The 25,266-nt window shown below is 71.7% G+C and carries 18 protein-coding genes; 10 read left to right on the plus strand and 8 right to left on the minus strand.

Going from position 1 to position 25,266, the window contains the following annotated elements; genetic code table 11:
- Positions 1-29: 29 nt before the first annotated feature.
- From ACGFNV_RS11685 to ACGFNV_RS11695, 3 genes are all read right to left on the minus strand, one after another.
- Positions 30-1,583 (minus strand): DUF5719 family protein, encoded by a 1,554-nt coding sequence (locus ACGFNV_RS11685; protein WP_393621531.1) that lies wholly within the window; start codon positions 1,581-1,583, stop codon positions 30-32.
- Complete coding sequence (locus ACGFNV_RS11690) at positions 1,580-5,275, minus strand: glycosyltransferase (protein WP_393621533.1); 3,696 nt, start codon at positions 5,273-5,275, stop codon at positions 1,580-1,582. The genes ACGFNV_RS11685 and ACGFNV_RS11690 overlap by 4 nt, the downstream gene beginning before the upstream one ends.
- Positions 5,276-5,526: 251 nt before the next feature.
- A complete protein-coding gene (locus ACGFNV_RS11695) occupies positions 5,527-5,790 on the minus strand; it encodes a WhiB family transcriptional regulator (RefSeq protein WP_003975777.1) in 264 nt (87 codons plus the stop codon).
- A gap of 712 nt (positions 5,791-6,502) precedes the next feature.
- On the opposite strand from ACGFNV_RS11695, the gene ACGFNV_RS11700 reads away from it, so the two are divergent.
- The 4 genes from ACGFNV_RS11700 to ACGFNV_RS11715 all read left to right on the plus strand — a co-directional run bounded on the left by ACGFNV_RS11700 (position 6,503) and on the right by ACGFNV_RS11715 (position 10,500).
- Positions 6,503-7,021, plus strand: coding sequence for a cysteine dioxygenase (locus ACGFNV_RS11700; protein WP_393621535.1), 519 nt, complete (start codon positions 6,503-6,505; stop codon positions 7,019-7,021).
- A 109-nt stretch (positions 7,022-7,130) separates the two neighbouring features.
- Complete coding sequence (gene cofD, locus ACGFNV_RS11705) at positions 7,131-8,090, plus strand: 2-phospho-L-lactate transferase (protein WP_393621537.1); 960 nt, start codon at positions 7,131-7,133, stop codon at positions 8,088-8,090.
- Positions 8,087-9,397 carry a coenzyme F420-0:L-glutamate ligase gene (locus tag ACGFNV_RS11710; RefSeq protein WP_393621538.1) on the plus strand — a complete coding sequence of 437 codons (1,311 nt, stop codon included), beginning with the start codon at positions 8,087-8,089 and terminating at the stop codon, positions 9,395-9,397. The genes cofD and ACGFNV_RS11710 overlap by 4 nt, the downstream gene beginning before the upstream one ends.
- Positions 9,398-9,486: 89 nt before the next feature.
- Positions 9,487-10,500: a DNA-3-methyladenine glycosylase family protein gene (locus ACGFNV_RS11715; RefSeq protein ID WP_393621540.1), complete on the plus strand. Its 1,014-nt coding sequence runs from the start codon at positions 9,487-9,489 to the stop codon at positions 10,498-10,500.
- 166 nt (positions 10,501-10,666) lie between these two features.
- Here the strand turns inward: ACGFNV_RS11715 and ACGFNV_RS11720 are convergent, their stop codons facing one another.
- Together ACGFNV_RS11720 and ACGFNV_RS11725 are read right to left on the minus strand one after the other, a co-directional pair.
- Positions 10,667-11,749 carry a sugar phosphate nucleotidyltransferase gene (locus ACGFNV_RS11720; protein ID WP_393621542.1) on the minus strand — a complete coding sequence of 361 codons (1,083 nt, stop codon included), beginning with the start codon at positions 11,747-11,749 and terminating at the stop codon, positions 10,667-10,669.
- A 141-nt stretch (positions 11,750-11,890) separates the two neighbouring features.
- Entirely contained in the window at positions 11,891-13,378 is a 1,488-nt protein-coding gene (locus ACGFNV_RS11725; RefSeq protein WP_393621544.1) for a peptidoglycan recognition protein, read from the minus strand.
- Between the two features lie 151 nt (positions 13,379-13,529).
- On the opposite strand from ACGFNV_RS11725, the gene ACGFNV_RS11730 reads away from it, so the two are divergent.
- The 4 genes from ACGFNV_RS11730 to ACGFNV_RS11745 all read left to right on the plus strand — a co-directional run bounded on the left by ACGFNV_RS11730 (position 13,530) and on the right by ACGFNV_RS11745 (position 19,876).
- Entirely contained in the window at positions 13,530-14,288 is a 759-nt protein-coding gene (locus ACGFNV_RS11730) for a TIGR03089 family protein (RefSeq protein ID WP_393621545.1), read from the plus strand.
- 630 nt (positions 14,289-14,918) lie between these two features.
- Entirely contained in the window at positions 14,919-16,085 is a 1,167-nt protein-coding gene (locus tag ACGFNV_RS11735) for an LCP family protein (RefSeq protein ID WP_393622480.1), read from the plus strand.
- Between the two features lie 231 nt (positions 16,086-16,316).
- Positions 16,317-18,092: an LCP family protein gene (locus tag ACGFNV_RS11740; protein ID WP_393621548.1), complete on the plus strand. Its 1,776-nt coding sequence runs from the start codon at positions 16,317-16,319 to the stop codon at positions 18,090-18,092.
- A gap of 143 nt (positions 18,093-18,235) precedes the next feature.
- A complete protein-coding gene (locus ACGFNV_RS11745) occupies positions 18,236-19,876 on the plus strand; it encodes an LCP family protein (RefSeq protein WP_393621549.1) in 1,641 nt (546 codons plus the stop codon).
- A 98-nt stretch (positions 19,877-19,974) separates the two neighbouring features.
- On the opposite strand, the gene ACGFNV_RS11750 is transcribed toward ACGFNV_RS11745, so the two are convergent.
- The gene (locus ACGFNV_RS11750; protein ID WP_393621551.1) at positions 19,975-20,997 is read right to left on the minus strand and encodes a glycosyltransferase family 2 protein; all 1,023 of its coding nucleotides are present in this window, start codon (positions 20,995-20,997) and stop codon (positions 19,975-19,977) included.
- 137 nt (positions 20,998-21,134) lie between these two features.
- Here ACGFNV_RS11750 and ACGFNV_RS11755 point away from each other — a divergent pair, with 137 nt between their 5' ends.
- On the plus strand, positions 21,135-22,592 hold the full coding sequence (locus ACGFNV_RS11755) for an LCP family protein (RefSeq protein ID WP_393621553.1): 1,458 nt from the start codon (positions 21,135-21,137) through the stop codon (positions 22,590-22,592).
- 148 nt (positions 22,593-22,740) lie between these two features.
- Here ACGFNV_RS11755 and ACGFNV_RS11760 read toward each other — a convergent pair whose 3' ends face one another.
- Positions 22,741-23,325 (minus strand): acyl-CoA thioesterase, encoded by a 585-nt coding sequence (locus ACGFNV_RS11760; protein ID WP_393621555.1) that lies wholly within the window; start codon positions 23,323-23,325, stop codon positions 22,741-22,743.
- A gap of 92 nt (positions 23,326-23,417) precedes the next feature.
- On the opposite strand from ACGFNV_RS11760, the gene ACGFNV_RS11765 reads away from it, so the two are divergent.
- Positions 23,418-24,698 carry an LCP family protein gene (locus ACGFNV_RS11765; RefSeq protein WP_393621557.1) on the plus strand — a complete coding sequence of 427 codons (1,281 nt, stop codon included), beginning with the start codon at positions 23,418-23,420 and terminating at the stop codon, positions 24,696-24,698.
- A 65-nt stretch (positions 24,699-24,763) separates the two neighbouring features.
- On the opposite strand, the gene ACGFNV_RS11770 is transcribed toward ACGFNV_RS11765, so the two are convergent.
- A complete protein-coding gene (locus ACGFNV_RS11770) occupies positions 24,764-25,135 on the minus strand; it encodes a four-helix bundle copper-binding protein (RefSeq protein ID WP_393622482.1) in 372 nt (123 codons plus the stop codon).
- Between the last annotated feature and the right edge of the window lie 131 nt (positions 25,136-25,266).

Below are 25,266 nucleotides of genomic sequence, written 5' to 3' on the forward strand. Positions count from 1 at the left end.
CCTGACACCGGGGCCCCTGCCTCCCGGACCTACTTGTCCAGGACCGAGAGGTCCTGGTCCGCCTCCGGTACCGCCACCGTCCCCCGGTCGTCCGGCAGGGTCTGGATCGTGAAGCCCGGGACACCCTCCTCGGTGGCGGCCAGGGTGCGGGCCGCGTACACCGGGGCGCCCGAGACGTGCTCCACGGTGAGCGCGTACGTGCCCTTCAGGCCGCTGGGGACCGGCGGCTCCACGTCCATGGTCGTGCCGGACTTGATCGTGTACGTCTTCGACGCCGCCGTGCCGCCCTCGCTGCCTGCGGAGGCCGTGACCTTGACCGTGGCGGTGCCGGTCGGGGCGGTCAGGGAGAGCGTGGAGCCCTTGCCGCTGTTGTCGGCGGACGTCGCGCGCGTGCCGACGGGGTTCGTGGCGGGGATGAACGCCGTCTCCTGCTTGTCGCCCTTGCCGCGGACCACGCGGAGCGCCGCGACGACCGGCACCGACTGGTCGGTCGGGGTCAGCACCAGCGAGCCGGCCTCTCCGCGCGTGACGTCGCCCAGGTCGACCGCGGTTGTCATACCGCCCTTGACGTGCAGCGTCTCGTTCCCGGCGGGTGTGATCAGCCCGGAGGGCGAGGCGAGGCGCACCTTCAGGTCCGCGTCGGCGTCCCCCGGCGTGAAGGCGATCAGGCGCACGGACGTGGCGTCCTTCGGGATGCCCGGCAGGACCAGGCTCGCCGCCGGGTCGGTGGACGCGGGCAGCCAGTCGCCGCCGAGCTTCTCGTCCAGCGCCTGGACGGCGGCCCCGACGCGGCCGCTGCGGACGTTCACGTGCACGGTGAGGTCGTCCTGCTTGGCGTCGGTGAGCGTGGACAGCAGAACCGGCTCACTGGAGTGCGGCTGGACGGTGATGTCCTCCCCCACCGTGGTCTGCAGGGTGCCGTCCTTGCCGTAGAGCTCGATGTCGACGACGGCGGCGGAGTCGTCCGGGTTGGTCAGGTGCACGTAGTCCGTGCGGTCGCCGGCCGTGCTGGCGCCGGGGAACCAGAACTCCGTGTCGGGCGCGGTGCAGTTGACGCCCTGTAGGCCGCGGCCGGTGCCGGCGGCGACCTCGGTCGTCTCCTGGACGGTCCACCCGGGGGCGAACTTCCCCTCGGCGGTGCCGACGAGCGCGGGCGAGTCGGCGCCGGAGGCGTCCACGGTGACGGGCGTGCCGGGCGCCTTGGGGGTGAGGACCGACTTGCCCTCCCCCTTGCCCTTCTCGCTCTTCTTGCCCTTCTCGTCCTTCTTGTCCTTGGCGTCCTTCTCCTTGGCGGACGTGTCGCCCGTCCCGTCCTGCTCCGTGGCGGCATCGAGTTCGGCCGTGCCGTCGTTCTCCGCGCCCTTGGTGACGGGCGTGAAGGCGGTGTACGACGTCTCGGCGAGGTCGGAGGTGCTGGGCGCCGGGCAGAGCAGGCTCGTGCGCTCCACGGGCAGCTCGGCGGCCGCCTTCGCGCTGTCGGTGCCGGAGGCTCCGGGGGCGTCCGGCGGAGTCAGCGCGGCGAATCCGGTGACGGCGGCGAGCGCGGCCACGCCGGCGAACAGGGAGATGGTCGTGCGGTTCACTGCTGGCTCCCGTCGGGGCGCTCACTGCCGTCGCCGTGCTGCTGCTGGTGCTGCTGTTGCTGTTGCTGTTGCTGTTGCGCCGGGTCGTACGTGGGGTCGTAACCCTGGCCGTACGACGGGTCGTACGGCTGCTCGTACGGCTCGTACGTCGGGTCGTACGGCGCCTGGCTCTGGCCGCCGTAGGCGTACGGGTCGTACTGGCCGCCCTGGTAGGGGTCGTAGGTCTGCGTCTGGTCGTACGTGCCCGTGGAGTACGGCTGTTGGGCGCCCTGGTATTGGTCGGCGCCGTAGCCGCCGTCCCCGGCGCCCGGGTAGCCGGCCGCGTCCCACTCACCGTAGGGCTGCTGGTGGGGCACCGTCGCGACGGGCTGCTCCTGCGGAGCGGCCGGGGTCTCCTGGGCGGCCTCCTCGGCCTCCGCCTGTGCCCGCAGGCGGCGGGCGCGGCGGCCCTCGCCGGCGACGGGCTGGGCCGGGACGACCGGCTCCTCGGGGAGGTCGTCGTCGACGTCGCGGCGGCGGCCGGGCAGGGCCAGCACGACGAGGACGACGGCGAGCGCGCCCTGGGCCCACAGCCAGGCGGTGTGGCCGATCGGGTCGTCGTAGGTGACGTCCAGCTTTCCGCCGGAGGCGGGGAGTTCGAAGCCCTGGGCCCAGCCGTCGACCGTGGTGCGGGTGAGCGGCTTGCCGTCCAGGGTGGCCGTCCAGCCCTCGGCGGCGGTGTCGGCCAGCCGCAGGATCCGGCCGTCCGCGCCGCTGGGGATCGTGGTGTGGATGTCGACGGGCCCGGCGGCGACCGACTGCGGGGTGCCCTTGCCGGAGGCGGAGACGATGGCCGCGCGGGAGACCTGCTGGTCGACCCGCCACAGGGCGCCGCCGTTCTGCGCGCTGAGCCGGCGCAGTCCGGGCGTGGCGTCCAGGATGCGGGTCACGTCGCGGGGCGCGCCCTTGTGGACCAGGATGTAGCGCACGGCGAACTTGCCGAGCTGGTCGACCTGGTCGGCGCCGGAGCCGGCGACGAGGTTGGCCACGATCTTGTCGAGCTTGGCGTTCTCGCCGTCGGCGGTGGCGAGTTCGGCGTCGCCGAGGCGGGCGCCGGAGCCGCGGACCAGCATGTAGGCGACGTGGGCGGCGGAGTCGCTGTCGAGGACGAGGGTGCGGGCCTGGTCGCGGTTGTTGCCGTCCTCGGCGACGAACGCGGGCACCTGGACCGGGTCGCGGCGCTCCAGGGGGTCGTCGGCGCCGCGGATCATCCAGCCGGCGGCGACGAGCAGCGGGCCCGCGGCCGAGGCGAAGGCGATCAGCACGGCGACGGGCTGGCGCCAGCCGAAGCTCTGCTCGGCCACACGCGCGCGTGCCCCGTCGGCGCCGAGCGCGGCGGCGGCCAGGAGGGCGATGCCGTAGACGAGGGTCGCGGGTCCGGCCCAGGTGGAGCCGTTGGAGAGGACGGCGAAGACGAGACCCACCAGGGCGACGACCCAGGCCGCGACGATGCCGGCCTGGCGCTCGGAGCGCAGCAGGGCGGCGAGCGCGGCCAGGACGATACCGATGAGCATCAGTCCGCTGACCGTGCCGGGGCCGCCGGGGCTCGCGCCGAGCAGGTCGAGGGCGGAGGCCGCCGAGGAGCCGTACTCCAGGCCGGCCTGCTCGAAGAAGCCGAACGGCAGCAGCGACAGCGACCAGGGCGCGAGGATCAGCAGCGGTGTGCCCAGCTGGGCCAGGAAGCGCAGTCCGTAGGCGGTGATGTCGGCGCGGCGCACGGCCAGCACACCGATGCCCAGGATCAGCGCGATGGGCCACACGATCGGGGTGAACGCGGTGGTGACGGTCAGTAGCAGCGCGTACGCCCAGGTGGCGCGCCAACTGCCGCGCGAGTCGTCGGCCTTGGTCAGGCCCGCGGCGGCGGTGCCCGCGCGCGCGATGAGCGGCAGCAGGACGGCCAGCACGGCGGTGCCGATGCGGCCGCCCGCGAGGGCGCCGGTGGCCGCGGGCAGGAAGGCGTAGACGACGGCGGCCCACGCGCGCAGCAGGCGGGACTCGACGAGCGGGCGGGAGGCGAAGTACGCGGTGACGCCGGCGAGCGGGACCGAGCCGATCAGCAGGATCGTGACCGCGAGGCCGGTCGAGCCGAAGAGCAGGGAGGCCAGCAGCGCGACGATGGCGAGGTAGGGCGGTGCGGACGGGGTGCCGCCGGCGCCGACGGGGTGCCAGGCGTCCAGGTAGCGCGACCACAGATCGGAGGCGTCGGCCGGGGCGGGCAGCAGGGCGCCGCCCGCGAGCGCTCCGCTGTCGAGGAGGGCGCGGCAGGCGGCCAGGGAGACGAGCAGCAGCACCAGGAACAGCACGGGGCCCGGCTTGCGGGCGACGCGCTTGAGGCGGGCGAACTGCTCGATCTCCAGGAAGTCGGCGTCGTCGCCACCGGGTCCGGACTCGATGGCGCTGCCGTGCCGTCCCGCGCCCGAGGCGGCCTCGGCGTCGGAGCGGCTGACGAAGTTGCCCGCGACCTGTTCGACGGTGGCCCGCACGGTCGCGCCGGGCGGCGGGAACAGGGCCCGCAGTTCGTCCTTGTCGATGACGGGCTTACCGCGCTTGCGTCGCCCGGCGATGATCCGCTCGGGCCGCAGGAGGGTGCCGAGGAGGCCGCGGATCTCGTCGACGGCCTGTCCGGGGACCTTGCCCACGAGGTACGCGACGGTCCGCAGCAGGGTGCCGAGGACGAGGCGCAGCAGCACCCAGGGCAGGGCAGCGGTACGGGTGTTGACGAGAAGGGTGTAGGCGGCGCCGGCCTTGTCGACCTTGTGCGGGGAGGCGGTGGTGCGTCCGGCGCAGTCGACGGCGCGGCGCTCGCGGGAGGCCGCCTCGGCGTGCCGTACGACCGCGTCGGGGGCGACGAGGACGCGGTGGCCGGCGGCCTGGGCGCGCCAGCACAGGTCGACGTCGTCGCGCATCAGGGGCAGTCGGCGGTCGAAGCCGCCGAGCTGCTCGAAGACGTCACGGCGGACGAGCATGCCGGCGGTGGACACGGACAGCACGGACCGGACGTGGTCGTGCTGGCCCTGGTCCTGTTCGCGGCGGTCCAGGCCGGTCCAGCGGCGGCCGGAGTTGGCGATGGTGACGCCGACCTCCAGGAGCTGGCGGCGGTCGTACCAGCCGCGCAGCTTGGGGCCGACGACGGCCACGTCGTCGCGGCCCAGTTCGAGTTCGTTCTCCACGACGCGCAGCAGCTCGGCCAGGGCGTCGGGCTCGGGGGCGCAGTCGTCGTGCAGCAGCCACAGCCAATGGACCGGCTCGCCGTGCGGAAGCTCCGGCATGTCGTAGGCGTCGTCGCGCCACGAACGCGTGACGGGGTCCCAGCCACTGGGCCGCTTCAGGTAGGGCAGGTCGTCCGGGGTGAGGACCGGGGCGGTGCGGCCGGCCTCCTCGACGGCCTGGCCGAAACCGGTGCGCCGGGCGAGGTGCAGCACCTGGTCGGCGCCGAGGGCGTCGGAGAGCAGCTGGGCGGAGTCGTCCGCGCTGCCGGTGTCGGCGGCCAGCGCGAACTGGACCGGGCGCTCCTGGCCGAGCAGTCCGGCGAGCGCGTCGGGCAGCCAGCGGGCGCCGTCGTGGGAGACGAGGACCGCGGTCACCACATGACGCGGAAACTCAGGTGTGGCAGCGCCGTCTTGGCGGGCTGCCGTGTGGCTGTGCACGGACATCGAGGTACGGGCCCCGGTTCGATGGACTGCGGTGGACGCCGGTGCCACCTGGGGGCGGCGGGGCGTCTCGGACGAGCGACCACACTATCGGCAGAACCAGAAGGGGCGACGCGAAGCGTCTCGATGAGGGGCGGTGGTCGGGCGACGGGCGGGCGACGGCCCGCCGCCCGTGGACAACCCACGGGCGGCGGGCCGCTCGTCCTGTGGACGACCAGGGCCTGCCGTGCCGCGCACGGACGCACGCCCTCCGTTCAGACGGCCGCCTTCTTCAGTCGTCGGCGCTCGCGCTCGGACAGACCGCCCCAGATGCCGAAGCGCTCGTCGTTGGCGAGGGCGTATTCAAGACATTCGGAGCGGACCTCGCAGGCGAGGCAGACCTTCTTGGCCTCGCGGGTCGAGCCGCCCTTCTCGGGGAAGAAGGACTCGGGGTCGGTCTGGGCGCACAGCGCGCGCTCCTGCCAGCCGAGTTCCTCGTCCGCGTCGTCGACCAGCAGTTGCTGCACCAGCTCGGTCATGTGCGCCCCTCGTCTGCTCTTTCGCGTCCCCGTGATGTTGCCGTTACCGTTTGCGGCTGAACGACACGAGTGAAATTACAGGTGTGCTGCTCCGGGCGAGTCAAGCCGAGATCTGCTATTGGGCCCCTTATTCACTCTGCGGAACCAGTCTGGCGCAGAAAGTGTTCAAATCGCCATAAACGTAGACACACAGATGAGCCCCCGAGGGGCGTCGGGCCCGGAGCAGAGCCTGCACTGGGAAGGACGCCCACGAGTTCGATCCCGTTGCGACCCGCCCGCAGAAGCGAACCGGATCACAGTCGGATCACGGGACCGCAACGAGGCTTGCGCGACCGGATGGACCGCATGTGTCCCGAGGACCGCATGCACAAACCTTTCACCTTCGAGGTGAACCGGATGAGGTGAAACACGTCCCACAACCCGGATGGCGAGTTGACAGTCGAGGTGTGAACCGATGTCCTTGTGGGCATGCTCGCGAACTTGGCACTCACCTCGACCCGCACCGCCGGGTCCCACGGTGCTGCCCGCGCTCGCTGTAGCTGTTGCTGTCCCAGCTGTTGAGCCCAACGCGCTCCGGCTGCTCTTGAGTCCACCGCGACTCGGCTGCTGTTTTCTCTGCCCCCACCAGGGCTCCCTCCCGCCCGCGACCCGGGCGGACGGTACGCGACCTCCAGCCAGCCCCCACTCTTCCGCCGAGGAACACCGCACCTTCATGAACAGCGACAGCGACCTCCAGATCGCCGGCGACATCCTCGAAGTCCCGCACCTGCTCCAGGCCCCGCGCGAGCACCCGGCCACCGTCGCCGAGTTCGTCGGTCTCGCGCGCTCCATCGCCGCCGACCGCTCCCAGTGGGAGCACCTCGTGCGGTACGACGCGACGACACGCTGGTACCACCGGCTGCGCACCGGCCCCGGCTACGAGGTGTGGCTGCTGTCCTGGGTGCCCGGGCAGGGCAGCGGGCTGCACGACCACGGCCGCTCCTCCGGAGTGCTGACCGTGTTGGAAGGCACCCTGACCGAGCGCACGGAACGCGGCACGCGCGCGTTGGGCGCGGGCGCGGAGCGGGTCTTCGCACCCCGGTACGCGCACGAGGTGGTGAACGACGCGCTGGAGCCGGCGGTCAGCCTGCACGTCTACTACCCGGCGCTGACGGAGATGCCCATGCACGAGCCGCGGTGCTCGGCTGCCGCCACGGCGAACGGCCCGGTCGACGCCGTGGCGACTGCCTGAGGCGTGATGACTGCCTGACACCTTGTCCTACCCGCCTGCAAGACTGGCCCGCCCGTCGCCCGACCACCGCCCCTCAACGAGTCAGCCTGGCGGCTGACACACTGTTTCAATGCGCATTGTGGTTCTGGCAGGCGGCATCGGCGGTGCCCGTTTCCTGCGCGGTCTGAAGCAGGCCGTGCCGGACGCGGACATCACGGTCATCGGCAACACCGGGGACGACATTCACCTCTTCGGGCTGAAGGTCTGCCCGGACCTCGACACGGTGATGTACACGCTCGGCGGCGGCATCAACGAGGAGCAGGGCTGGGGGCGGGCCGACGAGACCTTCCATCTGAAGGAGGAGCTCGCCGCGTACGGCGTCGGGCCCGAGTGGTTCGGACTCGGCGACCGGGACTTCGCCACGCACATCGTGCGGACGCAGATGATCGGCGCCGGGTACCCGCTGAGCGCGGTGACCGAGGCGCTGTGCGACCGGTGGAAGCCGGGGGTGCGGCTGATCCCGATGACCGACGACCGGGTGGAGACCCATGTCGCGGTGGAGGTCGACGGGGAGCGCAAGGCCGTCCACTTCCAGGAGTACTGGGTGCGGCTGCGGGCCTCCGTGCCGGCCGGGGCCGTCGTGCCGGTCGGCGCCGAGCAGGCCAAGCCCGCGCCCGGCGTCCTGGAGGCCATCGCCGAGGCGGACGTCGTGCTCTTCCCGCCGTCCAACCCGGTCGTCTCCATCGGCACCATCCTCGCGGTGCCCGGCATCCGGGAGGCCATCGCCGACGCCGGGGTGCCGGTGGTGGGCCTCTCCCCCATCGTCGGGGACGCGCCCGTGCGCGGCATGGCCGACAAGGTGCTCGCGGCGGTCGGCGTGGAGTCCACGGCCGCGGCGGTCGCCGAGCACTACGGCTCGGGGCTGCTCGACGGCTGGCTCGTCGACACGGTGGACGCGGGCGCGGTCGAGCAGATAGAGGCGGCCGGCATCCGTTGCCGGGCCGTACCGCTGATGATGACCGACATCGACGCGACCGCGCGGATGGCCCGCGAGGCGCTGGCGCTGGCCGAGGAGGTACGGGGCGTATGAGCGACGCATCCGCCGACGGCTACCGGGTCTGGGCCGTACCGGGCCTGCCCGAGGTCGCGCCCGGCGACGACCTCGCCAAGCTGATCGCCGCCGCCGCGCCCGGGCTGGTCGACGGGGACGTGCTGCTCGTCACCTCGAAGATCGTCTCCAAGGCGGAGGGTCGCGTGGTCCAGGCGGCCGACCGGGAGGCCGCGATCGACGCCGAGACCGTGCGGGTCGTGGCGCGGCGCGGCCCACTGCGGATCGTGGAGAACCGGCAGGGCCTCGTCATGGCCGCCGCCGGTGTGGATGCCTCCAACACCCCTTCCGGCACGGTGCTGTTGCTGCCCGAGGATCCGGACGCGTCCGCGCGGGCGATCCGGGCCGGGCTGCGGGACGCCCTCGGCGTCGAGGTCGGCGTCGTCGTCACCGACACCTTCGGGCGCCCCTGGCGCGCGGGGCTCACCGATGTCGCGATCGGCGCGGCCGGTGTGCGGGTCCTCGACGATCTGCGCGGGGGCACGGACGCGTACGGCAACCCGCTCAGCGCGACGGTCGTGGCGACGGCGGACGAGCTGGCCGCCGCCGGTGACCTGGTGAAGGGGAAGGCCGCCGGGCTGCCCGTCGCCGTCGTGCGCGGACTGCCGCACGTGACGGCCGAGGGTGACGGCGAGGGCGCGCGGGCCATGGTGCGCGGCGCCCGCGACGACATGTTCCGCCTCGGGACGTCGGAGGCGGTACGGCAGGCGGTCACCCAGCGCCGTACGATCCGGGCGTTCACGGACGAGCCAGTCGACCCCGGGGCCGTACGTCGGGCGGTCGCCGCGGCCGTCACCGCGCCGGCGCCGCACCACACGACGCCGTGGCGGTTCGTGCTGCTGGAGTCGGCCGGGGCGCGGACGCGGCTGCTGGACGCGATGCGGGACGCGTGGGTCGCGGACCTGCGTCGGGACGGCAAGACCGAGGAGTCCATCGCCAAGCGGGTGCGGCGCGGGGACGTCCTGCGGAACGCGCCCTACCTGGTGGTGCCGTGTCTCGTCATGGACGGGTCGCACACCTACGGGGACGCGCGGCGGGACGCGGCCGAGCGGGAGATGTTCGTGGTCGCGACGGGTGCCGGCGTGCAGAACCTCCTGGTGGCGCTGGCCGGGGAGCGGCTGGGGTCGGCGTGGGTGTCGTCGACGATGTTCTGCCGGGACGTCGTGCGGGAGGTGCTGGAGCTGCCGGAGGACTGGGATCCGATGGGCGCGGTGGCCGTGGGCCATCCGGCGGAGGAGCCGAGGGCTCGGGCGGAGCGGGATGCGGGGGTGTTCATCGAGGTGCGGTGAGGACGTACGGTCGCTTCCTCGGCGTACGGCTGACGGGAACCGCCTAGTCTCAGTCTCGTACGGCACCTTCGACACCCTGGGACTCACTCGTGGCAGGACGCTTCGCTCCCCGGCCCACCGGTACGAACGTGCGCGGCGGGCAGGTCGCCGTGCCCCCGGGGGTGCCGCGGCAGGCCGGCGCGCCGGAGCGGGCGCGCGGGCTGGTGCGGACGTGGGCGCCGGACGGGCCGCTGGATCTGGGGCTGGTGCTCGGGCCGCTGCGGCGTGGGCCCGGGGATCCTACCTTCCGGGCGACGCCCGACGGGTCCGTGTGGCGGACCTGTCTCACCCCGGCCGGTCCGGGGACGCTGCGGGTCGTCGCGCTGGGCGGTGAGGTACGGGGGGAGGCGTGGGGGCCCGGTGCGGAGTGGCTGCTGGAGACGTTGCCCGAGCTGCTCGGGGCCGCCGACGATCCGTCCGTGTTCGTGCCCCGGCACCGGATCGTCGCGCTCGCGCGGCATCGACGACCTGGGCTGCGGTTGACGCGGAGCAGACGGGTGCTGGAGTCGTTGATCCCGTCGATTCTCGAGCAGAAGGTCACGACCGACGAGGCGTACCGGGCGTGGCGGTTGCTCGTACGCAAGTACGGGGAGCCGGCGCCCGGGCCCGCGCCCGAGCGGATGTCCGTCATGCCGACGCCTCGGACATGGGCGCTGATTCCGTCGTGGGAGTGGCATCGCGCCGGGGTCGACAACAAGCGGGCCTCGACGATTCTGCGGGCGGTCCGGGTGGCCGGACGGCTGGAGGAGGCGGCCGGGATGGAGCCGGCGGCGGCTCGGGCGAGGCTGGAGCTGGTCTCGGGGATCGGGCCGTGGACGTCGGCGGAGACGGTGCAGCGCAGTCATGGGGCGGCGGACGAGGTGACCACAGGGGATCTGCATCTGCCCGGGATCGTGGGCTGGGCGTTGGCCGGGGACCGGGATGCGGATGACGCGGTGATGCTGTCGTTGCTGGAGCCGTATGCGGGGCAGCGGCATCGGGCGGCCCGGTTGCTGTTGTTGAGCGGGGTCACGCCGGCGAGGCGGGCGCCGAAGATGCGGCGGGTTGATATCGGGCAGTGGTGAGGCGCGCTGTGCGGGGGGGTGTGCGCGTCCCTGGGGGCTGCGCCCCCGGCCCCCCTTCGGCCCTGAACGGGCCTCGTACTCAAACGCCGGACGGGCTGGGTTGCCGTGACCGGCACCGAGATGGCGGGCCGTGAACATGTGCCCGTCCGGCGTTCGTCGTGGGCGGTTACTCGTCCGGGGAGAAGCGGACCGCGCCCGCCGGGATCTGGGCGTCGCACCAGATTCGGGCGCCGTCCCGGAGCTCGTTGTCGGCGCCGATGACGGCGCCGTCGCCGATGACGGTGCCGGTGAGGACGGAGCGTTCGCCCACGCGGGCGCGGGTGCCGATGAGGGAGTCGGTGATGACGGCGCCGGGTTCGATGACGGCGCCGGGGAGGATCGTCGAGCCGAAGACGCGTGCGCCCTCGGCGACGAACGCGCCCTCGCCGACGACGGTGCCGCCCGTGAGCTTGGCGTCGGGTGCGACGGTCGCCGTGGGCAGGACCAGGCGGTCGCCGCAGCGGCCGGGGACCGCCGGGGACGGGGCGCGGCCGAGGACGAGGTCGGCGGAGCCGCGCACGAAGGCCGCCGGGGTGCCGAGGTCGAGCCAGTACGTCGAGTCGACCATGCCCTGGAGGTGCGCTCCGGCTGCCAGGAGGTCGGGGAACGTCTCCCGTTCCACCGAGACCGGGCGGCCGAGCGGGATCGTGTCGATGACCGAGCGGCGGAAGACGTAGGCGCCCGCGTTGATCTGGTCGGTGACGATCTCCTCGGGCGTCTGGGGCTTCTCCAGGAAGGCGAGGACGCGGCCGGTGTCGTCGGTGGGGACGAGGCCGTAGGCGCGCGGGTCCGTCACCTTGGTCAGATGCAGGGAGACGTCCGCGCCCGTCGTCTCGTGGGTGTCGACGAGTCTGCGGATGTCCAGCCCCGTCAGGATGTCGCCGTTGAAGATGAGGACCGGGTCGTCGGGGCCCGAGTGCAGACGGGAGGCGACGTTGCGGATCGCGCCGCCCGTGCCCAGCGGCTCCTCCTCCGTGACGTACTCGATGTGGAGACCGAGCGACGCGCCGTCGCCGAAGTACGGTTCGAAGACCTCCGCCAGATAGCTCGTCGCAAGCACGATGTGTTCGACGCCCGCCGCTCTCGCCCGCGCCAACTGGTGCGTGAGGAACGGCACCCCCGCCGCCCTGACCATCGGTTTGGGCGTGTGCACCGTGAGTGGGCGCAGCCGGGTGCCCTTGCCGCCGACCAGGAGGATCGCTTCTGTCACCTTCGTCTCTGCTTCCTGCCGGGACCGGCCGAACTGTCTTTCGACCGGCCAGTGTATGCAGACCGTTGTGTGGCGCCTTCGATGGCCGTGCGTTGTCGGTTCCCCCGCTGCCGGTCGTCCCCCGCTGCCCATGACCCCGCGTCAGCGCCCCTGGTAGCGCGCCGCCGTCGAACGGGCCGAGCCGAGCTTGCCGTAGAGCTGCCTTCCTGGGCATTCCGTGGCAAAACCGTCCCGGTGTCCGGAGATCACATGCAGTCGTACGTTCCTACCTTTTGCGTAGAGATTGCCACCGCCGGACTTCAGGTATGTCTTTCCGTTCGGATTGGCACCGAACAGGCCCAGCTTCCACGCCGTCAGCCGGGCGATGCCCTTGACCGCTGAGGAGGACGGTTTGGAGGATCCGAACGTTCCGAGAACGGCGATCCCCATGCTGTTGGTGTTGAAACCGAGGGTGTGGGCGCCCATGACCGGCTTCGCCACGCCGCCGGCGCGGCCCTCGTAGATGGTTCCGCACTTGTCGACGAGGAAGTTGTAGCCGATGTCGCGCCAGCCCATGCTCTTGACGTGGTAGCGGTAGATGCCACGGATGAGCGAGGGCGACTGCGAACACTTGTACTTGTTGCCGGACGCCGTGTGGTGCACGAAGGCGGCCTTCACCTTGCTCGTGTAGACGAACGTCCGCTCGCGCAGCGACTCGTCGGCGCCCCAGCCGCGCCGGGTGACGATGTGCGGGCGCGGGCCGATGTACGGCTTCGCGCGCTGCTGCTCCGTCAGCTCGCCGCCTTCCAGGGTGGACAGCTCCTGCTCGGTCTCCGCCCGGGTCAGCGCCGGGATGTCGGTGGCGCCGAGCGGTACGCGCAGCAGGTCGGTGTTGGTGGCGGAGGCCGCGGACGCCTCGGCGGTCAGCGCGGTCGGGTCGTACGGGTTGCGCAGGGGGCCGGTGCGCGGGACGTGCACCGGGGCGTGGAGCGGTGGGGCCCCGCCGACTCGCTCGCCGGTGTCGTCGGCGCCCGGGTCGACGAGTTCGAGGCGCAGGCCCGAGGGGAGGGGGGAGGCGGGGCCGGTGGACGTGCGGAGTTCGCGGGTGTCGGCAGGCGGGCGGGGCGCGGGGGCGGTGTCGCTGTCCGCGCGGACGCGTACCTCCACGCCGTCGGAATCGCCCACCCACAGCGGTGCGGTGGCTCCGCGTACGCGGCCCGAGGTGCGTTCCGCGGTGTCGGGGTCGGCGCCGTGGTCGGCGTTGTGCGTCTCCACGTCCTGCCAGTCGGACCAGGTGCCGGTGCCGGCGGCTCGGGTGCGGACCTGGACGCTGCCGTGGAGTTCGGTGGCCGGGTCGTCCCAGATGACGCCGACGAGGGAGAAGTGCCGTACGTCACGGCGGGTCAGGCCCTGTTCGGTGGCGGGGCCCGGAGCGCGGGTGAGGGGGGCCAGGGGCAGCGACTGGGTGCTGCCGGGGAGCTCGGGGAGCTCGGGAGTCCGGTCGCGGGTGTCGGGGGCGGCGGGCGCGCCGGGGGCGGTTGCCGTGTCCGCGGCCGGCGCCGCGGGGGTCGCGGCGGCGGGCGGGGACAGCGGTAGGGCGAGGGCGGCCGCACAGGTGACACCGATCGAAGAAGCAAGCAGTCCATGCATGCTCCCGATCCTGGACATATCTAATTATTTCTGTCCATTGGGGAGCTGACGGGCTGTCGGGGGCCGTTCGTCCGAACCGGTGGTGGAGCGGTGGGGTGGTGGTGGGCCCGGCGGTGGGTGGGAAGGCGTGTCGGCGCGTACGCTTGCGCGGGTGAACGCCACTGATCGCACCCCTGCCGACCTGCTGCGTTCCGCGCTCGCCGCGGATCCCGCGCGGCCCTTGGTGACCTTCTACGACGACGCCACGGGCGAACGGGTCGAATTGTCCGTGGCCACCTTCGCCAATTGGGTGGCCAAGACCGCGAACCTCCTTCAGGACGAGCTGTCCGCGGAACCCGGCGACCGGGTCGCGCTGTTGCTGCCCGCGCACTGGCAGACGGCGGTGTGGTTGCTGGCGTGTTCGTCGGTCGGGGTCGTCGCGGATGTGGGCGGGGATGCCGGACGGGCCGACTTCGTCGTCGCCGGGCCCGGGGAGTTCGAGGCGGGGCTGGCGTGCGGGGGTGAGCGGTACGCGTTGTCCCTGGCGCCCTTGGGGCGCCGGTTCGTGCCGGCTCCTCCGGAGGGGTACGCCGACTACGCCGTCGACGTGCCGAGCCACGGTGACCGGTTCGCGCCGTACGCGCCGGTGGATCCGGAGGCCCCCGCGCTGATCGTGGCTGGGCGGGAGTTCAGCGGGGCGGAGATCGTGGAGCGCGCGTCCGCGGAGGCGCCGGGGATCGGCCTGACCGGTCCGGGAGCCCGCATCCTGTCGGCCCTGCCGTACGACACGTGGGAGGGACTGGCCGCGGGCTTGTACGCGCCGTTGGCGACCGGCGGATCCGTGGTGCTGTGCCGGCACCTGGAGATGCTGGACGAGGAGGCCGTGGCCAAGCGCATCGAGAGCGAGAGGGTTACGGCCACAGCGCGGTAGCCCTTCGGGGCGCCAGGGGTACGGGGGTGCCGGCGCCGTCTCGCCGCCCGACGATGCGGTGTCGCGTGCCCGCGGGAGGACCGGCACGGTTGGGCACGGCACACGCCCGCAGGCGGGGCGGCACGGTTTGGGCACCACACGTGCCACGGCGGGACGGCACAGTTGAGCGCCACACCCTCCCGCGGGAAGGACGCCCCAGCGCCAGGCCGACCGGCCTCCGCCTCGCCCCAGCGCCGACCAGCCGCGGAAAGGACGGCGCGCCGCTGAAGGCCACGCATGCCTGCCAGGCTGCACGCCCCGGTTGGGCAGCGCGCGGGCCGCGTGCGGGGCGGCGTAGTCGGGCCCCGCACCGCCCGCAGGCGGGAGGGGCGGTGTGCGATGAAGCGCGGCGCTGCCCACAGGCGGGACGGCACGGTCGGGTGGCAGGTCGAACGGCCCAGCGTCCACGCGACGACCCCGCGCCGGACCAACTGCCACCGGCACCGGCACCAGCACCGGCGCCGTCACCCGCGCCCCCGTGCCTCCCCCATTCGGCGCACCCCCACCCCCCACCGGTGCCTCTCCCGCGTCACCCTCGTAAGTGCAGGTGAGCAGGACGGCCCGTAGGTGAGGGGTGATGGCGTGGGCGGTGTGGTGGGGCCCGGGCCTGGGTGTTCCGCGTTGGGGGTGGGGCTGGCACGGCGGAGGCGGCGGCGTTGGGTGCGGTGGGGGGCGGGTGGGGTCGGCGGGGTCGTGGTGGTGGTCGTGGGCGTGGGGTGGGGGCTTTATCTCAAGCTGGACGGCAACATCACCGCCGACGAAGCGGCCGCGGCCGAGCTGAGGCGGTACGAGAAGGAGCGGCCGACCTCGCTCGTGCGGGGCGCGCAGAACATCCTGCTGATCGGGTCGGACTCGCGCGCGGGGGACGAGAACCGCAAGTACGGGCGGGACACCGGGACCGAGCGGTCGGACACGACGATCCTCTTGCACCTCGCGGCGAAGCGGGACAGCGCCACCGCGATCTCGGTGCCACGGGACCTGATGGTGAACGTGCCGAGCTGCCGGCGGCCCGACGGCACCCGCACCCCGCCCATGTTCACGATGTTCAACCACGCCTTCCAGGCGGGCGGCTCGGCCTGCACCATCCGTACCGTCGAGAAGCTGACCGACATCCGGATCGACCATCACGTCGTCGTCGACTTCCACGGGTTCAAGGAGATGGTGGACGCCGTGGACGGGGTCCAGGTGTGTCTGAAGGAGCCAGTCAACGACAAGGCCGCCGAGCTGCGTCTGCCCGCAGGGCGAGTGACGCTCAACGGCGAGCAGGCGCTCGGATACGTCCGGGCCCGTAAGTCGCTGGGCGACGGGAGCGACACCGACCGCATGGACCGGCAGCAGCGTTTCCTCGGCGCGCTCGTCAACAAGGTGCGGAGCAATGGCGTCCTGCTGAATCCGGCGAAGCTGTATCCCGTGCTGGACGCGGCCACTTCTTCCCTCACCACCGACCCAGGCCTGGCCAGTCTGCGTGGTTTGTACCAACTCGTTCGCGGGGTGCGAGACATCCCCACCGAACATGTGCGCTTTCTGACCGTTCCGAGGGAGGCGTACGTCTACAACGCCAATCGCGACCAACTTGTGGAGCCCGAGGCGGAAAGGCTGTTCGAGCGGGTACGCCGGGACGGACCCGTGGAAGTGGCCCCGAGAGGCGGTTCGGGCGCCGAAAAGGCGCGCGAAAACCGCTCGCGGGACCCTGCCGAGTCCGCTTCCCCCGCCCCCACGTTCCGCGGAAACACGGCGGCCGAGGACACCTGCGAGTAAAGCACTTGCCAAGTCGGCGAACTCGAGTTCAAAGAAATGGGTGAATTGCCCGCTTGTAGGGACGTGGAATTTGTCACCGTCGTCGCTTGAGGCTGAACTGGGCGGATAGTGTGAGCGGTCCGGTGCACCCGGCCCAGAGGTAGTCCTGGGGGTCGCGCACTGTTTGTACGAGACCCGAGCGCCTTGAGGGGGAAAGGCGCCGCGTGGCCCCGACGGAGGATTCGGACAACCGTGGACGCGCAAGGCCGTGGGCGGGCGGACAACATCGACCCCGCAGACCAGTGGGTGCTCAATCCGAACACCGGTGAATACGAACTGCGACTGAGCGCTTCCGCACCGCAGTCGACGGTGCCGGGACCCCGTAGATCCGCCTCGCGCGGAGCAGGAGCCGGTGCCGGTGCCGGTGCCGGTGCCGGTGCCGGTGCCAACGGCACGGTGCGCAGCCGCACGGCTGCGCCCGGCCGGAACGTGCCGGGGCCGCGTCGGCGGCGGGGCGCGCCCGCGCCCGAGGACCCGCTTCCCGGGCGGCGCGGGCGACGGCAGCCGCCGAAGAAGTCGAAGGCGAAGAAGGCCTTGGCCTGGACCGGCGGCACGCTGGCGTTCATCGTGCTCGCCGCAGCCGGAGCGGCGTACCTCTACATCGAGCACCTGAACAACAACATCGCGTCCTCGCCCGACGACGGCGCGAGCACTGGTGGCTTCTCGAAGGACAAGGCCATCAACATCCTGTTGATCGGCACCGACAAGCGCACCGGCGCCGGCAACGAGGGCTACGGCGACGCCGGCAGCGTCGGCCACGCCGACACCACGCTGCTGCTGCACGTCTCCAAGGACCGTACGAACGGCACCGTGCTCAGCATCCCGCGCGACCTCATCGTGAACGTCCCGGACTGTCCGACCACGCAGGAGGACGGCTCCACCAGGGTCATCAAGGGCACGCAGAACGTCCGCTTCAACACCAGCCTCGGCCAGGACGAGCGCACGCCCAGCTGCACGATGCGCACGGTCACGGAGCTGACCGGGATCACCCCGGACAACTTCATGGTCGCCGACTTCAACGCGGTCAAGACGCTGACCTCCGCGGTCGGCGGCGTGGACGTGTGTCTGGCCAAGGACATCAAGGACCCGGACTCCCACCTGGACCTGAAGAAGGGCACGCGGCACATCCAGGGCGAGACGGCACTCGCCTTCGTCCGCACGCGGCACGCCGTCGGCTTCGGCGGCGACCTGAGCCGGATCGCGCTCCAGCAGCAGTTCCTCAGCGCGCTGATGCGCAAGCTGAAGTCCAACGACACGCTCACCAGCCCGACCAAGATGATCAAGCTGGCCGAGGCGGGCACCAAGGCGCTCACCGTCGACTCCAAGCTGGACAGCATCGGCAAGCTAAAGGACCTCGGTCTGGAGCTGGGCAAGCTCGACACCAAGAACCTCACCTTCGTCACCGTGCCGGTGGTCGACAACCCGGCGGAGAAGGTCAAGGCGACCGTCGTCCTGAACCAGTCGCAGGCGCCCCAGGTCTTCCAGGCGATCCAGGACGACGTCTCCTTCACCGCGGTGAAGCAGCAGGAGAAGGAGAAGAAGGACGCGGCGGCCCAGGCCGCGGCCGCCCGACTGCAGGGCGCCAAGTCCGAGGCCTCCGAGGTGCGTGTACGCGTGCTCAACGGCGGGGCCCCGCCCGGCAGCGCGCAGGAGACTCTCAGCTGGCTGCAGAACACCGCGGGCGTGGAGAAGTCCGAGAACGGCGGCAACGCGCCGGCGGCACTGAGCAAGACCACGCTCGAGTACGGACCCGAACAGGCCGACCAGGCACGCAAGCTCGCCGAACTGATGGGGCTCTCCGGCACCGCCATGAAGCCGGGCAAGAGCGTGACCAACTCCCAGGGGCTGCCGACGATGACGCTGACCCTGGGCAAGGACTTCAAGGGCGCGGGCGTCTCGCTCACCGCCCCGACGAAGGCTCCGGACGTGGATAAGTCGACGGCGGACAAGGTCCAGTGCGCCAAGTGATCTGACAAGTACACCAAGTGATCCAAAAAGCGGGTCAAGTCACCTGACCGAGACATCAGGCGACCTAACCAAACGGGTCCGTCGCGCGTCTAACGGGGCGCGGGGCGGACCCGTGTCATGCGCAGGGTGGGGAGGGGCTGGAGTTGGCGGGCAGCAGCGTGCGGGGGGAGGCGCCCGCGTCCGGGGACGAGACGTCCTCCGGATCGCGGGGCAAAGAGGCGCCGGGCAGACGTGGCCGGCACGGCGGCGGTGGGGGCCGGCGCCACGGCGGCGGACACGGCACCGACCCGGGGCCGCGCAAACGCCGTGCGCTGCGCTGGTCGGCGTCGGTGCTGGCGGTGGTGATACTGGGCACCGCGGGCGCCGGTTACCTCTACTACCAGCACCTCAACAACAACATCAGGAAAGACGCCCTGAACATCGGCGACGAGAAGGACCGGGCGGCCCAGACCCAGGCCAACGCGGCCGGTCAGACGCCGCTGAACATCCTCCTCATCGGTTCGGACGCGCGGAACACCAAGGAGAACCAGAAGCTCGGCGGCGCCAAGGACACCTTCGACGGCCCGCCGCTCGCGGACGTCCAGATGCTGCTGCACGTGTCGGCGGACCGCTCCAACATGTCGGTCGTCAGCATGCCGCGCGACACCCTGGTGAACATCCCCAAGTGCACCGACCCGGACACCGGCAAGGAGTACGAGGAGCTCACCCGGAAGATCACCAACAGGTCGCTGAGTCGCGGCGGCCCGGGCTGCACGGTGGCGACCTGGGAGAAGCTCACCGACATCCACATCGACCACTTCATGATGATCGACTTCTCGGGTGTGGTGTCGATGGCGGACGCGATCGGCGGCGTCCCGGTCTGTGTGAAGGCCAACGTCTACTCACACACCCGCGACGGCAAGGGCTCGGGCCTCAGGCTCAAGGAGGGCACCACCTACGTCAAGGGCAAGCAGGCCCTGCAGTGGCTGCGCACCCGCTACGGCTTCGAGGACGACACCGACCTCGCGCGCGCCAAGGCGCAACACCAGTACATGAACTCGATGGTCCGCGAGCTGCGTGAGAACGCCACGCTCAGCAACCCGAACAAGCTGCGCAAGCTGGCCGAGGCGGCCACGAAGGCGATCACGGTCGACGAGGGTCTGGGCACCCTCAAGAAGATGTACGACCTTGCCAACGAGCTGAAGAAGGTGCCGACCGAGCGCATCACCATGACGACGATGCCGAACCGGTACGTCGGCGAGCGGGTGGAGCCCACCGAGGACGCCGACAAGCTGTTCCGGCTGGTGCGCGAGGACATCGCCCTCGACGGCAAGGACAAGAAGAAGGACGAGAAGAAGCCCACCGCGACACCGGCCACCCAGGACCGGGCCGCCGCGGACGGTGAGATCGCGGTCCAGGTCCACAACGGCACCGCCGACGCCACGTTGGGCGCCGCCCGCGGACGCGCGACGGCCGTGAAGGACCTGCTGGTCGACAAGGGCTTCTCGCAGGCCGTGGCGGACGTGTCGACGGCGACGTCCGAGAAGACCACGGTGATCCGCTACCCGAGCGCCGATCTGCAGGGCGACGCGGAGCGGGTCGCCGAGGTCCTCGGCATCCCCGCGAGCGCGGTGAAGAAGTCCACGGACGTCTCCGGTGTCACCCTCGTCGTCGGCGCGGACTGGCGATCGGGTACGACGTACAAGGCGCCCGAGGAGGACGACAAGACGCCCGATTCGGCGAACGCCCTCAACGCGTCCGACAAGGGCGCGTGCATGAAGGTCGACCCGGCCTACACCTGGTAGACCGGGCCCGCGTTCCGTCGGCGTCCGGAGGTGCTCACCGCTGGGGCCTGCCGTTTGGATCAGGCCCCGCGTCTGCGGCGTGATCTGAACGGCAGGCCCTAGGTGAGGACCGCCGGGCGGCGGGAGGCGATGACCTTCCTGGCCAGTGCGCGCGGGCTGGTGAGGAAGCCCCAGCCCCAGGACATGTGCATGGTGGCGAGGGCCACGGGGATCTGGAGCCGCGCCTTCAGCGGCAGTCCCTTGCCGGCGGGCAGCGACCCGGCGACGATCGCCGCGAGGTAGCCGCCGGGGACGACGAAGCCCCACGGGGTGAGCAGTCCGCCCACCAGGACACCGGCCGCGATCGCGCACACGGCGGTCGGCGGGGCGAGGTAGCGCAGGTTGATGGAGCCCTCGTGGTAGCGGGCGACGACGTGCCGCCAACGCCCGTAGTCCTTGTACTGCTTGGCGAGCGCCTTCACGCTGGGCCGCGGCCGGTACGACACCCTCAGCTCCGGCGAGAACCAGATCAGCCCGCCGGCCTCCCGTATGCGGAAGTTGAGCTCCCAGTCCTGGGCGCGGATGAACTCCTCGTTGTAGCCGCCCTGCTGCTCCAGCGCCTCGCGCCGGAACACGCCGAGGTAGACCGTCTCGGCCGGGGCCGCCTGGCCGCCCGTGTGGAAGGCGGCGTTGCCGACCCCGATCTTGGAGGTCATCGCGGCCGCGACGGCGTGCTCCCAGTCGTTCTCGCCCTCGGCGTGCATGATGCCGCCGACGTTCTGCGCGCCGGTCTCCTCCAGGAGCCGTACGGCGGTGGCGATGTAGTTCGGCGAGAGCATGCCGTGCCCGTCGACGCGGACGACGATCGGATGGCGGGATGCCTTGATCGCGGCGTTCAGCGCGGCCGGCGTACGGCCGGTGGGGTTCGGCACGGTGTGCACCCGCGCGTCTTCGGCCACGAGCTGGGCGGCGATCTCGTCCGTGCGGTCCGTGGACGGACCGAGGGCGATGACGACCTCCATCTCGCCGGCGTACTCCTGCGCGAGGATCGCTTGGACGGCTCCGCGCAGATGCCGCTCCTCGTTGAGGACGGGCATGATCACGGACACGGCGGGGAGCTGCACGTCGGGGTTGGCGTTCATAGGGGGCTCACGTTACCGCGAACGGGGGACAGCCCCGCGCCCCGCTGGGTGCGCTGCTCCGGGCGACAGATCGTATGGGCCTACTGTGCTCACGGATCCCCCACGTACGGCTGACGCCCGGAGGTGTCCCCTTGCCCATGCCGCCCCGGTCCCCCGCCCGGCCGCAGCGCCCCCCGCACCCGTCCCGCCGCCCGCCGCGGCCGCCCGCACGGCGCAGGCGGCCGCGCTGGGCCGTGCGGGCGGCGACCACGCTGTCCGTGGTGGTCCTCGCGGCAGCCGGGATCGGGCACTCGCTGGTCACCAGCCTCGACTCGGACATCGACCGGGTGGATCCCTTCAAGGACATGAAGAACCGGCCCCGCGCGGGTCACGGCATGAACGTCCTGCTGGTCGGCACCGACGGCCGCGAGAAGATCTCGCAGGCGGAGCGGCGCAGATACCGGCTGGGCGGCGAACCGTGCCACTGCACCGACACGATCATGATCGTGCACATCTCGGCGGACCGGGAGCGGGCGAGCGTGGTGAGCCTGCCGCGCGACTCGTACGTGGAGACGCCCGCGCACGTCGACGGGACCACCGGCGTGCGGCACGCCGGGCACCCACTGAAGATCAACGCGGCGTACGCCGAGGGCGGGCCGCAGCTGACCGTGCGGACCGTCGAGCACATGACCCGCGTGAAGATCGACCACTATCTGGAGGTCGACTTCACCAGCTTCATGAAGACGGTGGACGTGCTCGGCGGGGTGCGGATCTGCACCGCCGAGCCGCTGAAGGACACCTACACCGGGCTCGACCTCCCGGCCGGCCGGCACACCCTCTCGGGTGGCACGGCGCTGCAGTACGTGCGCTCCCGGCACGTCGACGCCACCGCCGACCTCAGCCGGATGAAGCGCCAGCAGCGTTTCCTGGCGGCCCTGGTGGACCGCGCGAGCTCCTCCGGCGTCCTGCTGAACCCGCTGCGGTTCCGGGACGTGGCGCGGGCGGTGCTGGGGTCGGTGCGGGCGGACCGGGGGTTCGGCACGAACGAACTGCTGGACCTGGGGCGGGCGATGCGCAACTTCTCACCGTCGTCGTCCGAGTTCACGACCGTGCCGATCCGGGACATGGGCTACGCCGTGAAAGGCATCGGCTCGACCCTGAAGTGGGACCCCGCCCGCTCCGAGCGCCTCTTCAAAGCCCTCCGCGACGACAGGCCACTGTCCGCCGGGCCCCGGCCGCGCAGCCCGCTCCCGCGCGTGGAGGTGGCCCCGCAGCGGATCCGCGTCCAGGTGGAGAACGGCACCACCACGAACGGACTCGGCCGACGGGTCGACGCGGCGCTGGTGGCGGCCGGATTCCGTACGACGGGCCGGCCGGTGACGGCGGACCACACGGTACGGCGGACGGTCGTCACGCACGACCCGCGCTGGGACCGCTCCGCCCGGTCCCTCGCGGCCGCGCTGCCCGGCAGCGAACTCCGGGCGGTGCCAGGTCTCGGCCCGACGCTGAAGGTGATCGCCGGGCCGGACTTCCGCCAGGTACGCAAGGTACGCGCCCAGAATCCGGACCGGGCGGAGTCGGCTGTGGTGCGGGGCGACGAGGTGGGCTGCGCGTAGGCCTCCGGCGCCTGGGGGGAGGGCGCGCTCAGCAGGCCGTCGGGTGCGCGGCGAGGCCGGCCAAGAGCCGACCGTGTCAGCCATGGCCAGGCAGTGGCCGGCAACGCGGCGAACCCGTGCCGGTCCTCGGTCGGGGCGCGGCGTGGGGTCAGTCCTCGTAGCCCTGCGCCGCCCGCTTCTCGCGCAGTTCCTTGATGGCGCGGCGGCGGGCCAGGCGGTGGGTGCGGCGGATCTGGGCCTCCTGGTAGCGCCGTTTGTCGCGTTCCGTCTCGGGGATGACGTGCGGCACCCGGCGCGGCTTGCCGTCGGCGTCGACGGCGGCGAAGACCAGGTAGGCCGAGCCGACCTGGGTGGCCGGGGCGGACTCGTTCCAGCGCTCGGCCAGGACGCGTACGCCGACCTCCATGGAGGTCCGGCCGGTCCAGTTGACCTGGGCCTTCACATGGACGAGGTCGCCGACGCGTACCGGCTCCAGGAAGACCATCTCGTCCATGGACGCGGTGACGGCGGGCCCGCCGGAGTGGCGTCCGGCCACCGCGCCCGCCGCGTCGTCGACGAGCTTCATGATCACGCCACCGTGCACGGTCCCCAGCAGGTTCGTGTCGTTGTGGGTCATGATGTAGCTGAGGGTCGTCCGGGAGGCCGCGGTCGGCTTGCCCGGGATATCCGGAGTTTCCGATTCCGCGACGCGGACCTGTTCTGTCATGGCCTCCACCTTATGCCGGGGTGACATCTGCGGAATTTGTGTCAGGTTGGCAACAGCCCGGCCCTTATTTTCCGACGAACCTTGTAAGGCACATGCCCCTGCCCTGCACACTGGGGCGCATGAACGATTGGCCCGAGGGATGGTCCGACGACAACCGCGGCTCCCGGTACGGAGGCGGCAGCGCCAGCGCACAGCCTGAGAGCGCTCGCGTCATGCGGCAGGTCCGCCGGCCCGCCCCGGGTGCCTACGGGGGCGGCCCCGCCCCCGCGTCTCCGCCGTACGCCGGCGGAGTCCCGCAGCAGCCGTCGTACGTCGACGGCGCCGAGGACTACGACAGCGGCTACAACACGGGGCAGGTCTACGGAGGTGGCGGCGGGACCGGTGTGCCCGGTTCGCGCATGCGGGAGTCCGGCAGACCCGCGCCGAACTGGCGACGCCGGATCAAGTGGACGGCGATCACCGTCGTGACCGTGCTGGTGGTGACCACCATCGGCACGTACTTCTGGGCCGACTCCAAACTCAAGCGCGAGGTCGACCTGTCCAAGGTCATCGACCGGCCCGAGGCGGGCGACGGCACCAACTACCTCATCGTCGGCTCCGACAGCCGCGAGGGCATGACCGCCGAGCAGAAGAAGGATCTGCACACCGGCTCCGCCGACGGCAAGCGGACGGACTCGATGATGATCCTGCACGTCGGCGACAGCGGCGACACGCTGATCTCGCTCCCGCGCGACTCCGACGTGGAGATCCCGTCGTACGTGGGCTCGGAGTCCGGCAAGACCTTCAAGGGCACGGGCCGGCACACCAAGCTGAACGCCGCGTACGCCGAGGACGGCCCGACGCTGCTGGTCCGCGCGATCGAGTACAACACCGGTCTGCACATCGACCACTACGTCGAGATCGGCTTCAACGGCTTCGCGAACATCGTGGACGCGGTCGGTGGCGTCGACATCACCATCGACAAGGGCTTCAAGGACAAGTACTCGGGCGCCGACTTCAAGGCGGGCAAGCAGACCCTGAACGGCGAGCAGGCGCTCGCCTTCGTCCGCACCCGGCACGCCTTCGCCGCGTCCGACCTCCAGCGCACGAAGAACCAGCAGAAGTTCCTGGCCGCCCTCGCCCACCAGGTGGCGACCCCCTCGACCGTCCTGAACCCCTTCAAGCTCTACCCGACCATGGGTGCGGGCCTGGACTCCCTGATCGTCGACAAGGACATGGGCCTGTGGGACCTGGCGTCGATGTTCTGGGCGATGAAGGGTGTCAGCGGAGGTGACGGCACCTCGATGAACATGCCGGTCTCGGGCTCCTCCGGGGGCAACCTCGTCTGGGACAAGGCGAAGGTGAAGACGCTGGTGAACGAGCTGAACAACGGCGACAAGGTGACGGTCTCCGGCAACTGAGCGCGCGTACACCGTTCGAGGGGCACCCCTTCCCGGGGTGCCCCTCGACCGCGTTCAGGGGGGCGTCACATCGCGGCGCCCGCCATCGTGCGGCACGTCTCGGCGCAGCGGCGACAGGCCTCGGCGCAGCGCATCATCATGGGGTCGTCCGGCATGGACATACACGCCTCGGCGCACATGTCACAGGCCTTGGCGCACATCGCGCACATCTCGGCCGACATCGGCGAGCGGCGCATCATCATGTCCGCGCACATGCGGGTCATCTCGGAGCAGTCCATCAGCGCGCGCATGATGGGCATACGGTCCGGGCCGCCCGCCTGCAGGCAGGAGCTCATGGTCTCCTCGCAGACGGTGTGGCAGGACATGCACGCCTCGACGCAGGCCTGCATCTCCCTGCTCATGGCGGTCATGCCGGCGGACTGCGTACCGGGCTGCATTCCGGACTTGGTCATGGCTCCTCCTGCGGGTGAGTGTGCCTCGGGCTCTCGTGGGCCCGGGTGCCCTTCCGGCATACGCCTCCCGGCGGCGCCGCGCCATCCGGCGGACGTCGGTAATCCGCTTCGTGTCC

Source organism: Streptomyces sp. NPDC048751 (assembly GCF_043198595.1).
GTDB lineage: Bacteria > Actinomycetota > Actinomycetes > Streptomycetales > Streptomycetaceae > Streptomyces.